This window comes from Paeniglutamicibacter sp., assembly GCF_046714615.1.
Lineage (GTDB): Bacteria > Actinomycetota > Actinomycetes > Actinomycetales > Micrococcaceae > Paeniglutamicibacter.
Genome location: NZ_JBKKAP010000068.1, coordinates 1 through 13,670, shown reverse-complemented (window position 1 = coordinate 13,670; position 13,670 = coordinate 1). Strand labels below are relative to the sequence as shown.

Here is a 13,670-nt window from a genome sequence, read left to right as displayed (position 1 = left end):
GAGATAGAAGTATCACTCAACCTGCCGGCTTCTGGTTATGCCGAACTTCGCCCGCCACACCCCAGCAGTGGCAGTCATCCAGCCCCCGCTATCGGAATAACCACGACATCGGCATAACCGGTGAAGGCAGGACAAACGCTACACTCGAGGCATGCCACAGCACCTGGTCGGGTATGCCCGCGTCTCCACCAACCAGCAAGACCTCGCCTCCCAGCAGGCAGGATTGAAATCCCTCGGCGTGCCCGACGATCTGGTCTATGTCGACCACGGACTCACCGGCCGCAACCGCGAACGCCCCGGGCTGAACCAGGCCCTAGCCGCCTGCCGGGCCGGGGACACCCTGGTGGTCATCAAGCTCGACCGCCTGGCCCGCTCCCTGCCCGATGCCCGCGACATCGTCGAAGACCTCACCAAGCGCAACATCAAGCTGAGCCTCGGCGGAAACGTCCACGACCCCACCGACCCGGTCGGCCGGCTGCTGTTCAACGTGCTGGCGATGGTCGCCGAATTCGAATCCGACCTCATCCGCGCAAGGACCAGGGAAGGGATGCAGATCGCCAAGGCCAAGGGCAGGCTCCGTGGCAAGCAGCCCAAGCTCTCCCCCGCCCAGGAAAAGCACCTCGTCGCCCTCCACCACGGGGGCAAGCACACCAGCGCCGAAATCGCAGAACTCTTCGGGGTCGCACGCAGCACGGTCTACCGCATTGTGAAACGGAGTGGATAGCCCAAACTTAGAATGGGTTAACGGACAGGTGAATACTGAAGTGAGAAGCGAAAAATTGCTTACCGCGAGTTGAACGACTCCACTCTTTCTGACTCGGATCAGCCATAGCGGCCTGATCCGCCGGCGTTGTGGTCGTCTCCGGCCTTACAGCAAGCGGAGCTCGATTCCGCCAGCTCCGACTTGAGGGTTCCGGAAGCCTCACCAGAAATCGGACATCCTGCTCAATCTCGGGATCTGCAGGACAATAAAATGCCCTGCATCCTGCAAACTAGTTGAATGACAAGAGTTGAGTGGACAAGGCTTGAAGGTGCCGATGTAGAGGCCGTTGTTGCCATGTTCTTAAACCGCGAACACCCTCGCTCGACTCGTATCACCCCTTCACGCGGGGACGGTGGAGTCGATATTCTCGATCGCGGCGCCGGTCCCAATGGCAGCGACGTCGTCTATCAGGTCAAGCGTTACACTGAGCCGCTCGGGGCAAGGGAAAAAACTGCGGTCGAGGACTCCCTAAAAACTCTTATGAAGGATCCGCGCTGGAACGAACTCACTGTAGAAGAATGGCACCTTGTCCTGCCTTGGGACCCATCAGCGGAAGCCGAAAAGTGGCTGTGCAAAATAGGAGTGGAACAGGGCGTTACAGCAATCTGGAACGGACTAACTTGGGTCGAAACGCTGGCTAGCAAGTACCCATCAATTATCGACTACTACCTACATGGGGGACGCTCTCGGATTCATGAGGCATATGAGGTTGTTTCAGCGGCGTTCGGGGCAGAAAACACCAAAGCTGAATTGAGCGTAGCCGCCCTACAGGAGAGGGTCAGCAAGGCGCTCCTTACGCTCGAGGACGATCCCCACTATCGCTACGAGCACCGGTTTGGGAGCGGCTCATTGCCGGAGCCTTCCTCACGCCCCAACCTGGTTCTGCACTTCGCCAGCCAATCCAAACGTGACGGACGTTGGTCGGTCGTGGATGTTATTGCCCGGTGCGCCGCCTCAACGACTGAGCGCCCTATTACTGTCAGAGGCACCCTCACAATGAAATCCGGGAGCGAAGCGGCGAATGCATTCCAAGACTTCATCGCATATGGGTCTCCTTTTCAGAGTCCAGAGGGAGCCTACACGGGAGATCTAGACGCACCCGGTGGACTCAGCGGACCCATAAACAGGGCCACAGTTTCCGCCTGGTCGCCCAACGAGGACCTGGGTCGGGATCCTGAACTCCATTGCCAGATAGTCACCCCTGACGGAAAAGTGCTCGCGGCCGTCGACCTAGATCGAATTGATCGAAGCCGAGGTGAGGAAGGGCTCCGAGCCGTATTCCAAGAGACCAACGGGGTCTTCAACCTCGAGCATCGATTTAATCTGCTCGATAAGTCCGCGCTTCGCCGACTGACCTTCCATGACCTCACTGGCAAACCCGTAACAAGGGTCGTTTCTGCCCTAACCTTCCTGACTCACTGTTGCGCCCCGAATTTCGGCCGCATTAGCCGCCGATACACCCCCCCGGATAAGGGAATTATCGACGCAAACATGGCCTTGCCATGGCCCAAGGAAACTCACGATCGTTTGAAGCAAATGAACGAGTTGATTGCCCTACTCGCAAGCCTGCAGAACAGCAGCGAAGCCACAATCAAGGTTCCCGATTTTGCCTTGGTACACGAAAGTCAGCCTCGAAGCTGGCTTATCGCGACCAAATTGCTTTCTGGCGAGTCAGTCACACAGATTTATGAAGAGGGGTACTCATTACGCGTCGACCTCGAGGGTGCACCACTTCCCGAGGGATCTTTTGAAGTTTCGGTTCCCCTCGAAGTCATTGTCGGCGAGCAACATGTGGAACTGGGGCAGGTCTTAGCCTATTTCGAAACACCGACTTGCCTCGGCTCCCAAGAGATCAACGGACGAACCTTATTCGAGCTCCAGACTCCGCATCGGCGAATAAAGTACCGGCCATTGTCCGTAGGGTCCGCGGAATAGAATGTGAACCCGGAAATTGTGCCACTGCTTTCAAGTGGCCTGATTACCAGGAATTTCAGGTTGGATCACTGATACCCGCGCATCTGTAGCGTTCTCTCGGTTGAGGCATGTCCAGTTACTCTCCAAGGTCCCGGATGCAGACCGACAGAAAAACCAGAATCCGACCTAAACAGACGGTTCTTCATGGTTTTCCCGTTGTCTGGTTGGGGCATACCCCATGCAGACACTAGAAACTCGGAATGCATGGAACTTGTTAGCAACAGCGGCCAAAGCGGTCGGTTCTGTGGTTGAATCTGTCCATCGGGGTTCATTGGGCATCCCGACCACGCCATGGGGGGGCGCAGATGCTGCTGATTGCGATGCTGGACGGGGAACGAGTAGATGCCACAAGGCACACACACGAATCGTGGGCAGCGCTGCAGGAATCGGAAGACCGGAAGCGGCTTGTCATTCCCGGGTGCATGATCCGGGCTGTCGCAAAGACCCGGGGGCAGGACACCAGGTTCTTTGCCCATTACCCGGGGACAGACTGCGCGGTTGACCACGGAGGAGAATCGCCGCAACACCTGGCCATGAAGGAAGCCCTGGCCCTGCGGATCGGCTTGGTGCCCGGCTGGAGGGCCGTCATCGAATACCCGCACCCCACCCGCGAGTGGATCATCGACGTGCTGGCGATATCCGATGACCGGTGCCGCCGTGTCGCCTTCGAGGTTCAGCTCTCTTCCCAGACACCGGCGAGCTATGTCCGCCGGACGCAGCGCTACTTCGACAGCGAGGCCTTCCCGGTGTGGCTGGTGCCCCGCGATCTTGAATACAGCCCCGTCCAGCTGCCGACCGTGGTCACGGGATTCGGCAAGGAATCGGAACCCCCCGAAAACCCTGCGGACCTCCTCGATCTGGAGATCACGCACAATCTCGGCCTGCCGCAGGGCACCCTGGGCAACTTCGTTGCGGACCTGCTGGTCAATGGCCCCACGGGAAACCCTGGCTCACCGCAGGAACAGCAAGACAAGCTGGACAAAGAACGCAAGCGGAGGATCGCAGAGCAACGCGCCGACGCCGAGCGCCTTGCAAAGGCCCACGAAGCGGTCGAGAGAACGAACCGCGGCAGTGTGGCGCCGGAAAAGGCCTTTGGGCCATACACCGTCCACACCGAAGGCGGCCCCTTCGTCTGGGCGACCTTGACCGATTGCTGGAAATGCCGGCAGCAGATGATGCTGTGGGAGGCGCGCAGTATCCGCCCCGACGAGCAATACTCATCGGCACCACGGGTCTCCGTGAAAGACAAAGTAGGTCCGAAGCGGTACGAAAACCACCCGGAGGTCCACCGGGCGGTGGACACCTGGATCACCCGGTCCGGGGCTGCTGCCACCAAGGCACAGATCGAAACCAGGCATAGCCAAGGCGCGGGAGGAGAATACAGCGCCTTCGTGTGTCCAAGCTGTCGGGCCCTCATGGGACAGGTCTACATCGCGCAGATCAACGCGGATCACTGGTCTGTCATCAGCGCTCCCCTGCTCCGGAGGACTTGAGGTCCGCGGTCCATGGTGTTCCCATGCAGGGTTCCGGATTGGGATTCGTGAGACGAAGACGAGCCAGACACGTTGTTGAGATCAACTGAACCCCCCACGGCACGGCAATGGACACCCCTCCAACTGATGATGCTCGGACCCGCATGTGATCGCAATAAAGGATCCTTTGATGAGATATCGACGCATGAAATGCGCTCACATCTGGAAGGTTTGGCATGGAGGCCCTACGTGTCAGAGTTGAGCGGTACCACGGCGACAGAACACCTCAGCTCGTTCGCATAGGGCCACCCCGAAGAGTTCGGAGTAGGCGACACAGCCGAACCAACAAGACCCCCAACCACACAGACCTACCTACCCGACGCTGCGCTCATCCAACACGAACTAGCCCACCAAACCATCAAGAAATGGCCAGACTAGGATTCGACCACGCCACCGACGCAGCCCAACTCGACGTCAGCAAAGAGCAGCTCCGACGCATCCTCCAAGGCGAACCCACCATGCCCCTCGAACAAATGCACCGACTCGCTAAACCGTTGCCCTACAAATCGGATACCGCATTGGCCGCACCGAATAACCAAAATTCGGCCGGACTGAGAATCGGCTCCTTTACGTTCGGATTCGCCCTCAACCCGTGTTTCGAGCGGAAACATTCACGATCACCACGAACACCCAGTCCTCGTCAGGACGTGTGTCCTGCTAAACCTGTCCGATGACTAAGGCAAACTTGTAGGAGGCCAACACCAAGGGGAGAGCAAAACAACCGTGACAACGTTCAACACCGATGATTTCCTAGCCGACGCAGATGTCCAAGAAATCGATTGGGTGCGCCCACCCGGTTCTCCTACAGCACTCACTCCACTCCGGGTCAACATCGGTTTCGGCTCCGACGCCCTCGAAGTTGCATTCGCAACCTCCAACACAGCACCCAAAATGGACGACGTTCGACGCCTCTGGTCACTGCGCTGGAACCGACGAGCAGCCCCCGTCCTCCTCGTCGTCGCCCACCAAGGACCCAACGGTTGGAAAGCCACCGTCTGCGGTCCCAGCGAGGACCCAGCCGCCATCGCCGGCCTCGACCTCAGCCAAGTCGACCGCATCTGTGCCGCCGCTTTAGGCGAACCGACCGCCGCAGCAGCAAAACGGACCCTCCAACGCCTCCTCGTCGGCCCCAAAGACCAACTGATTGCTGGCCTCACCAACCAAGGTCTCTTCGCCTCCCACGAACTTCGCCACGGTGTACCCAAACGACCCGACTGGACCAACGCCCGCGAAACCGGGAAAATGCTCCTCGGTAAGACCGGCGCCGACCTCATCCACGGCCTGGGCTACGAAACCACCGCACACGGCTCCATCGCCCAGGTGCTCTCCACCGGAACAAACCGCCACGCACTCGCAGTCCTCCTCAACGAGAACGAAATCTTCGAACGCCCCGGCCAACGGTTCGGTTCCGTCTCCCCAGTCACCCAGGGGCTCGCTCTCGCCCAAGAACAGAACCTTCACTGGCTCATCGTCATCCGTGGCAGCCAACTGCGCCTCTACCCTGCCAAACCCGACATCGGAGTCGGACGCAAAGGACAGTCCGAAACGTTCGTAGAACTCGACCTCGCCCTCCTCAGCGAACCCGACGCGGGCTACCTCCCACTCCTCTTCGCCCCAGCCGCCCTCGAAGACACCGGCACCGTCGCATCCATCCTCGCCGCATCTGTCGACCATGCCACCGCCCTCGGCGCAAGGCTCCGTGACCGTGTCTACCTCGACGTCGTACCCGCCCTCGCCGTAGCCGTCGCAAACGCCATGAAAGCCGAAACCGGTGACGAACTCACCGACACCGACCTCCACGAGGCATACCACCGAACACTCATCATCTTGTTCCGCCTCCTTTTCGTCTCCTATGCCGAAGACCGAGGTCTCCTCCCGTACCAACGCAACCCCCGATACACACGCAAAGCCCTCAAAACCCTTGCCCGAGAGTTCACCGACAATGCTGTCGTCGAGTTCGACCCCGACACCTACGACCGGTGGGAAGACCTCATCTCTGTTTGGCGAGCCGTCGATGATGGCAACCGTGAATGGGACGTCCCCGCCTACAACGGCGGGCTCTTCGCCGCTGATGAAGAGATGCATCCCTCCGGGCACGCCATCAGTCGCATGCGCCTTAGCAACGCCGAAATTGGGCCAGCCCTCAAAGCGCTCCTCATCGACACCGGCAACGACGGAGACCTCGGCCCCGTTGACTTCCGGTCACTTTCGGTACGCGAGTTCGGAACCATCTACGAAGGGCTGCTCGAATCCTCGCTCTCAGTCGCCCCCAATGACCTCACGGTTGACCCGAAAACCAAGTCATACCTCCCGGCTAAGGATGGCAGCAAGGTCACCGTGCGCGCCGGGCAGGTCTACTTCCACAACGCTTCTGGAGCACGCAAAGCCACCGGCTCTTACTTCACCAAAGCTTTCGCCGTCGAACACCTCCTCGACACAGCCCTCGAACCTGCTCTCACCGACCACCTCGCCAAGGTTCAGTCCCTCCTCACCGCTCAGGACGAAGCCGGGGCTGGCGAAAAGTTTTTCGACTTCCGGGTAGCCGACCTAGCCATGGGGTCCGGACACTTCCTCGTCGCAGCCATTGACCGCATCGAGAACCGATTCGCCAAATTCCTCACCGAAAACCCCATCCCAGCCATCAACGACGAACTCACCCGTCTCAACCAAGCCGCAAACGACGCTCTGGGCGACGCTGCCGCCGACGTAGAAATCGAACCTTCCACGCTCCTACGCCGCCAAATCGCACGACGCTGCATCTACGGCCTCGACCTCAATCTAATGGCCGTCGAACTCGCACGCCTCGGCATCTGGATTCACACATTCGTTCCTGGACTCCCCATGTCATCCCTCGACCACGGGCTGCGGGTCGGCAACAGCCTCACCGGTATGGGAACTGTGGACGAGGCGCTATCGGTCTTTGAACCCAAGGCCGCAGCCGGTCAGAACAGTCTTTTCGCTGACCAAATACACGAAACTTTGCGCGCGGCTCGCGACCGCCTCCTCCGTGTGGCAAAAACTGCAGAAGCAACCAAATCCGAGGTTCGCGAAGCAAGCCGCGCCCACGCAACAGCAATGAAAGACGCGGCAGTCGCCAAGACCCTTCTCGACGCGGCAGTCGCCATCCGCCTTGGCGAAGTTTCACTGCCAGGAGGTCTTGACGAGGCACTCGGTCAGGGAGCGACCTCGCGGACCCAGAACGCCATCGAGCGACTCAACGCGGTGCACCTCCCATTTTTGTTTCCAGAAGTTTTCATGCGGGAAAAGCCAGGATTCGACGTCGTTCTGGGTAACCCGCCGTGGGAGAAAGTTCGTTGGGAACCAGCGCAATATTGGGTCGGAATTAGTCCGGGGCTGATTGCATTGCCGGACAAGGTCCGCGAAGCGAAAATTACTGAACTTCGCGCATCACATCCCGCCGAGGCGGCACATGAGATCGCTGAACAAGCCAAGCGTGCCGAACTTCAAGAATACTTCAAGCGAGGTTTCACGCTTCGTGGAGGAACCCATCTTGAATTTGCGCAACTCATGCTTGAACGGGCGCTCAAGGTGCTCCGCTCAGGTGGTCATGTTGGGCTCGTACTCCCCCGTCAGAGCATGGTGCTCGCTGGTTGGAAGAATCTGCGACGGGAACTCGTAACCGCTCACGACTTGCACATAGTGCAGGGCAGGAATCAGGCCGAATGGATCTTCGATGATGTGCACCAGTCGTACGCCGTGGTTTTGATAGCGGCCGGTCCCCGAACTGACCGCCCGGTCGCGGTTTGGGTGGCGACATCCCCCGCCCAGATTCGTGCCGTTGCCGAAACAAACGCGATAACGCTGAGCGAAGCAGACGTAGAGTCGTACTCAGACACGCATGTAATTCCCTGGTTCGTAGACTCAGACGACCGTCAGGTGTTCGATAAAATGCGGGTGCACTCGCGCCTCGCCAAACAGGGAGGATGGATTACCGGTAAACACGACGCTCGCTGGGATTTTCGAGGTACCGGCCCAGATCGGGCATTGGCGAGCCACGAGGCAACGGTTGAAGCATGGAAAGTTTTGATGACAGCACATGTCGACGCCTACGCGTTCGACAAAACCGCCAAGTATAAACAGTTTATTGACGACATGAGCGGAATGATTGCCAAGCGTCGTGGCCTGTCACTGGACGCAGGCATTGTCAAAGTTGACGACACCCACCCCCTGGTCCTTCTGCGGCACCCGAGCCGCAGCGACGACACCAGAACAATGATCGCAACGGCACTTCCCGAGACGGGTGTGCTGCACAACAAGGGGTATGTTCATGCGGTCGCACACCAATCGGGAACATCGGAGCAAGCTCGTCTTGCCCTCCTTGGACTCATGAACACGAATACTCTCGACTGGTGGTCGCGCCGCTTCGTGGATCGCCACGTCACAGCGCCGGTAGTGAACCAACTCCCCATTCCAGATTGGTCAGACGACGAAATTGAATTTGTCGCAGACAGGGTTGCTTTGCTTTTGCTTCGAAACGGTTACAAGCAACTTGCTGGAGGCATCGACGTTGGTCATCGGGTGAGTCCACTTGGTGATTTGCAACATGTCACAAATGAGGAACTCCTAGTGCAAATTGAAGTCGCTGCCCTGAGTGGGTACGGCTTGACCGCCGATGACTTCAAAATTATCAGTAATGACTTCAGCGAAAAGGGTATGCCCCCCACTTACGCGCAGGCTGTTACTGTCCATCGTAACGCTCAAACAAAGCAGGGAAACAGAACCGGTGACGATGCTGCCTGAATATAACCGTCCTGAGTTCGCTACGAACGATGTGGCGAAGGGAGAGCAGGTTTTCAAGGCCATCAATGCACTCCTGGAAGGCATCCGAACAAGGTGGGTGGAGCCGCCTCGGTTGGCGATTGCGACCGCCTATTTTAACCCTGGTGGGTTCAGTTTATTAGCTGACGAATTGGACCAGGTTGGTCCGGTGCGGTTGTTATTGGGGGCGGAACCAACTGATATTGATGAACGTTCGAGTGTTCGTCCGTTGGCTCAACGTCAACGTAGGCGGGGTCCGTCTGCGCATGTGACACGGGCGTTGGAGGGTCACTCACGTTCGTTGGAGGAGGACCGGAACCTTCTTGGTTTCACCCGTGACGCGGACGCTTCGGCTCGCCGGTTGGTGAAGTGGTTGGAGGACCACCCGGAGGTTGAGGTGCGTCGTTATGAGCAGGGATTCTTACACGGTAAAGCGTTTATCGTGGAGACCGACAAAACTGGTGTTCTGGCTGGTTCTTCAAACTTCACCTACGCCGGATTGGCACGCAACAACGAACTCAACCTGGGTCGCTACGATCCCACCCCGGTTGGTTTAGTGATCGACTGGTTCAACGAACAGTGGTCCAAGTCGGTGCCCTACGACCTGGGTGGGTTGTACAAGGCTCGGTGGGAACCCCACCAGCCCTGGGACATTTTCATGCGCATGTTGTTCGAGAACTACGGCGCGGACCTCGAAGACGCCACCGCTGGTTCCAAACTTGGGTTGACTGCGTTCCAAGCAGACGGCGTGTGGCGAGCGAAGCGCATCCTCGAACGACGCAACGGTGTCCTCATCGCAGACGAAGTCGGTTTAGGAAAAACGTTCCTGGCCGGTGAACTCATCTACGAAGCAACCGTTGTACGTCGACAGAAAGTTCTCATCATCTGTCCCGCGACCCTGCGAGATTCCACTTGGAAATGGTTCCTGCGCGACAACAACCTGAACGCTGACATCGTCTCCTACGAAGAACTCGTCTACAACATCGACTCCGCAGGCAACAATACTTCCGCCCTCCAAGACATCGACCAGTACGCCATGGTTGTCATCGACGAAGCACACGCGTTCCGAAATAACCTCACACTCCGTGCCGAGGCGTTGCACCGCATCGTTGACTCGCGAATCCCCAAAGACCTAGTCCTATTGACAGCGACCCCGGTCAACAACAGCCTCGAAGACCTCTACACGCTCATCATGTTCTTCGCCCGCAGCGACTACGCATTCGCTGACGTAGGCATCCCCTCCCTACGCCGATACTTCAACCAAGCCCTCGCCACCGACCCCGACGACCTCACCGCCCAACAACTCTTCGACGTCCTCGACGCAACAGCCGTCCGACGCACACGCCGGTTCGTCAAGAACCATTACCGAGGTGACAAAGTACGCATCAACGGTGTCGACCAAGAAGTCTCCTTCCCCACCTGCGAAGTCCACCGAGTCGACTACGACCTCAGCGCACTATTCCCCGGTGTCTTCGACGCCCTCGCCACCGCACTAGGTGCCGACATTGAAGAAGAACTCACGGCAACCGCAGTCGGAGCAGGCGTCATCCTCGCCGACCTCGGACAAGTTCTCACCATGGCCCGCTACGTACCCTCACAGTTCCGCCTCGAGGGCGAGACCGAACAATACGAAGCCCAAAACGCGGGCCTGCTCCGCTCAGCACTTCTCAAACGGTTCGAATCGTCGGCTTACGCCTTCTGCCTCACCGTCACAAAAATGATGGAGTCCCACGACCGGTTCATCCACGCCCTCGACGCCGGATACGTCCTCACCGGAGACAGCCTCCGCGATTTCGTAGCCATCGGCATGGACGACGCCGACAACTTCCTCACCGAACTCGAAGACGAAGACGGCACCATCGACGCAGCCGGATACGACGTCACCGAACTCCGCAAGGCCGTCGAAGCCGACCGAACCCTCCTAGGGAAACTCCACGAACGAGTCCGACACGTCGACCACACCACCGACCCCAAAATCAACCAACTCATCACCGAACTAGCCACCATCGCAGCAGATGCCGAAACCGAAGGCATCGGAGACGAAGACACGCAAAACAAACGCAAAGTCCTCGTTTTCACCTACTTCGCAGACACCGCCGAATACATCGAAACCGCCATCCGAAACGCCGTCATCACCGACCCACGCCTGACCGCATACCGCAACCGATTCGCCCGAGTCTCCGGCCCAGACAAAAACAACCGAACCGAACTCATAGTCGGATTCGCACCCCACACCGCAGGCAACGGAACCGAAGACGACCTCTACGACCTGCTCGTCACCACGGACGTCCTAGCCGAAGGTGTCAACCTCCAACAAGCACGCCATATCATCAACTACGACCTGCCCTGGAACCCGATGAAACTCGTCCAACGACACGGACGCATCGACCGCATCGGCTCACACCACAAACGCGTTTACATGCGCTGCTTCTTCCCCGACGAAGACCTTGACCGACTCCTCGGCCTCGAAGAACGCCTCCAACGCAAACTCAAACAAGCAGCAGCAGCAGTCGGCGTCGGCATCGTCCTCCCCGGCATCGACCCTGTAGAACGCTCCATCACCGAAACCCGCGACATGATCGAACAAATCAAACGCCAAGAATCAAGCATCTTCGAAGACGGCGGCTCCGCAGCACTCTCCGGCGAAGAATACCGACGACGCCTCACCAACGCCTTCCATAACCCCACCACCAAAACACGTGTCGAATCCCTCCCCTGGGGTTCAGGAACAGGCATCGTCCGACCCCACGCAAATCCCGGCTTCGTCTTCTGTGCCAGAGTAGGCGACCACAACAAACCCTTCTACCGCTACGTCCCACTCAACGAAGACCTCACTACCCGCATCGTCACAACCGCAGACGGCCAACCCACCCCCGAAGTCATCCGCGACACCCTCTCCTGCCTCTCACACGCAGACCCCGGCAACGAAACAACTCCCCCCGCACCTCTCACCCCTGACATGTACAACGCAGCCTTCGATGCCTGGGCCATCGCTAAAACCGACATCCACCTCGACTGGTCGCTACGAACCGACCCAGGAGGCCTCGCCCCACCCCTACCCAAAGTCATGCGCGACGCCATCGAATACATCGAGCAACACGGCACATACCTGGGCGACCAACAAGACGACCTCGCCAACCGCCTCAAAGCCCCTTACACCACCCGCATCCAACGAGCCATCCGCGCCGCCCTCCAAACCGCAGACCCGAACAACCCACACACCACCGTCGAACACCTCGCAGCCGTAGCCGACGACTACGGCCTCAGCACCCCAGAACCACCCATACCACTCCCACCAGCAACCCCCGACGACATCTACCTCGTCTGCTGGACCGCAGTTTTCCCCGAACCCAACAGCATGCTCGGAACTCTCACCAAAACCGAAACGGAACTCTCCTAATGGCCGAAACATTCGGGCACCACCCGTGGACCGGAGAAGAACTCTTCTTCGAAGTCGACAAAGGAGCCATCCGGCTCTCAGACATCCAACGACCATTCGTTTGACCGAACGCAAAAGTTAGTGACCTGGTCGACTCCATGTACCGGGGGTACCGGGTCGGAGACCTGATGTTCTGGTCCAGCAAAGACCACGAACTGAACCGAGCTGTGGATCATGCCGCTGTTGTTGTAAGAGACCAGTTTTCCTGGGCGTCTCGGGGTCAACGCCGATAGTGGCGCTATTGTAGCGTCCGCCGCATGTCTGGTCGTGACAGGTTCCTTCCGAAACCGGTTGTCATTACAATGGGGCGATGAGCTCGCGGTCCTGCCACTCACCGTAGGACAGCTGGTTCGTTGTCTCGATCCGTTCCTTGCGGCCGTTGGCAGCCCTGCCCAGGACCACTACTGCCGCGGTGCTGGTGAAGACCTGGTCCCTCGCAAAGACAACGCCGTCCTTGGCCAACACATCGCGCGCAGTGATGGCGCCTCCGCGTTCGAGGACTTCGCGTAGCGGACGCTAGCTCACGGTATTGGCCGTGCCCACCCACGATCCACGGGCGGGTGATCCGGCACTCACACTTGACTCCCCTTTTTCAGCGCGTCCAAGCACGTACGATGAAATCATGCCATGTCGGCACCTTCTTTTGGCCGTCAGCTCCCGCTGGTGGATTCCTGTTGCCGTCTTAGTTGGTCCGGTTCAGGATAATTGGTCACCCGGTGGGCCCGGTGCCGGCCACGGCAGGTCCTCGAGGATCCGCCACAGCGCGGCACTGCCGGTGGGGATCCGGGCCGTTCCCGGCAGCACCGCCAGGGCCATGGCCTGCAGGTGACGACGTCGGTGGCTTCGGCGTAGGCCGTGTGGCCGGCTTGGCCGGCTTGGCCGGCTTGGCCGGCGGTGATGATGGCGGCGCATTTCTGCGCTTGGTGGCGGGTGATGCTCACCGGCACGTCATCCAGCTCGTCGCGGGCATTGAGCAGTTCCTGGTACTTGTCCGGATCCAACGCTCCCATGGCCTTGCTCCTCGTTCCCTGGTCCTTGTTTTTATCCCACCATAGTGTGCTAAATAGCGTCAGGAGGTACTCCTGTTCCGGCTTGTTGGTACTCCCGTTCCGGGAACACGGTACCGCTCGAGAGCCTTTCGTGATCGTCTGATCTGGTCGCCACACAACACGGTGCGGCGAAC

Annotated in this window: 7 protein-coding genes; 5 read left to right on the top strand and 2 right to left on the bottom strand. The window is 58.9% G+C overall.

The window, feature by feature from the left end:
- The first annotated feature begins 151 nt into the window (after positions 1–151).
- The 5 genes from ACLQ7E_RS07505 to ACLQ7E_RS07485 all read left to right on the top strand — a co-directional run bounded on the left by ACLQ7E_RS07505 (position 152) and on the right by ACLQ7E_RS07485 (position 12,448).
- Positions 152–724 carry a recombinase family protein gene (locus ACLQ7E_RS07505; protein WP_411731950.1) on the top strand — a complete coding sequence of 191 codons (573 nt, stop codon included), beginning with the start codon at positions 152–154 and terminating at the stop codon, positions 722–724.
- A gap of 276 nt (positions 725–1,000) precedes the next feature.
- The gene (locus ACLQ7E_RS07500) at positions 1,001–2,698 is read left to right on the top strand and encodes a restriction endonuclease (protein WP_411731949.1); all 1,698 of its coding nucleotides are present in this window, start codon (positions 1,001–1,003) and stop codon (positions 2,696–2,698) included.
- A gap of 344 nt (positions 2,699–3,042) precedes the next feature.
- The gene (locus ACLQ7E_RS07495) at positions 3,043–4,230 is read left to right on the top strand and encodes a competence protein CoiA (RefSeq protein ID WP_411731948.1); all 1,188 of its coding nucleotides are present in this window, start codon (positions 3,043–3,045) and stop codon (positions 4,228–4,230) included.
- 762 nt (positions 4,231–4,992) lie between these two features.
- Positions 4,993–9,030, top strand: coding sequence for an Eco57I restriction-modification methylase domain-containing protein (locus ACLQ7E_RS07490; RefSeq protein WP_411731947.1), 4,038 nt, complete (start codon positions 4,993–4,995; stop codon positions 9,028–9,030).
- Positions 8,924–12,448 (top strand): SNF2-related protein, encoded by a 3,525-nt coding sequence (locus ACLQ7E_RS07485; RefSeq protein ID WP_411731946.1) that lies wholly within the window; start codon positions 8,924–8,926, stop codon positions 12,446–12,448. The genes ACLQ7E_RS07490 and ACLQ7E_RS07485 overlap by 107 nt, the downstream gene beginning before the upstream one ends.
- A gap of 336 nt (positions 12,449–12,784) precedes the next feature.
- On the opposite strand, the gene ACLQ7E_RS07480 is transcribed toward ACLQ7E_RS07485, so the two are convergent.
- Both ACLQ7E_RS07480 and ACLQ7E_RS07475 read right to left on the bottom strand, forming a co-directional pair.
- Positions 12,785–12,952: a DUF4357 domain-containing protein gene (locus ACLQ7E_RS07480; RefSeq protein WP_411731945.1), complete on the bottom strand. Its 168-nt coding sequence runs from the start codon at positions 12,950–12,952 to the stop codon at positions 12,785–12,787.
- A 185-nt stretch (positions 12,953–13,137) separates the two neighbouring features.
- Complete coding sequence (locus tag ACLQ7E_RS07475; protein ID WP_411731944.1) at positions 13,138–13,497, bottom strand: hypothetical protein; 360 nt, start codon at positions 13,495–13,497, stop codon at positions 13,138–13,140.
- Between the last annotated feature and the right edge of the window lie 173 nt (positions 13,498–13,670).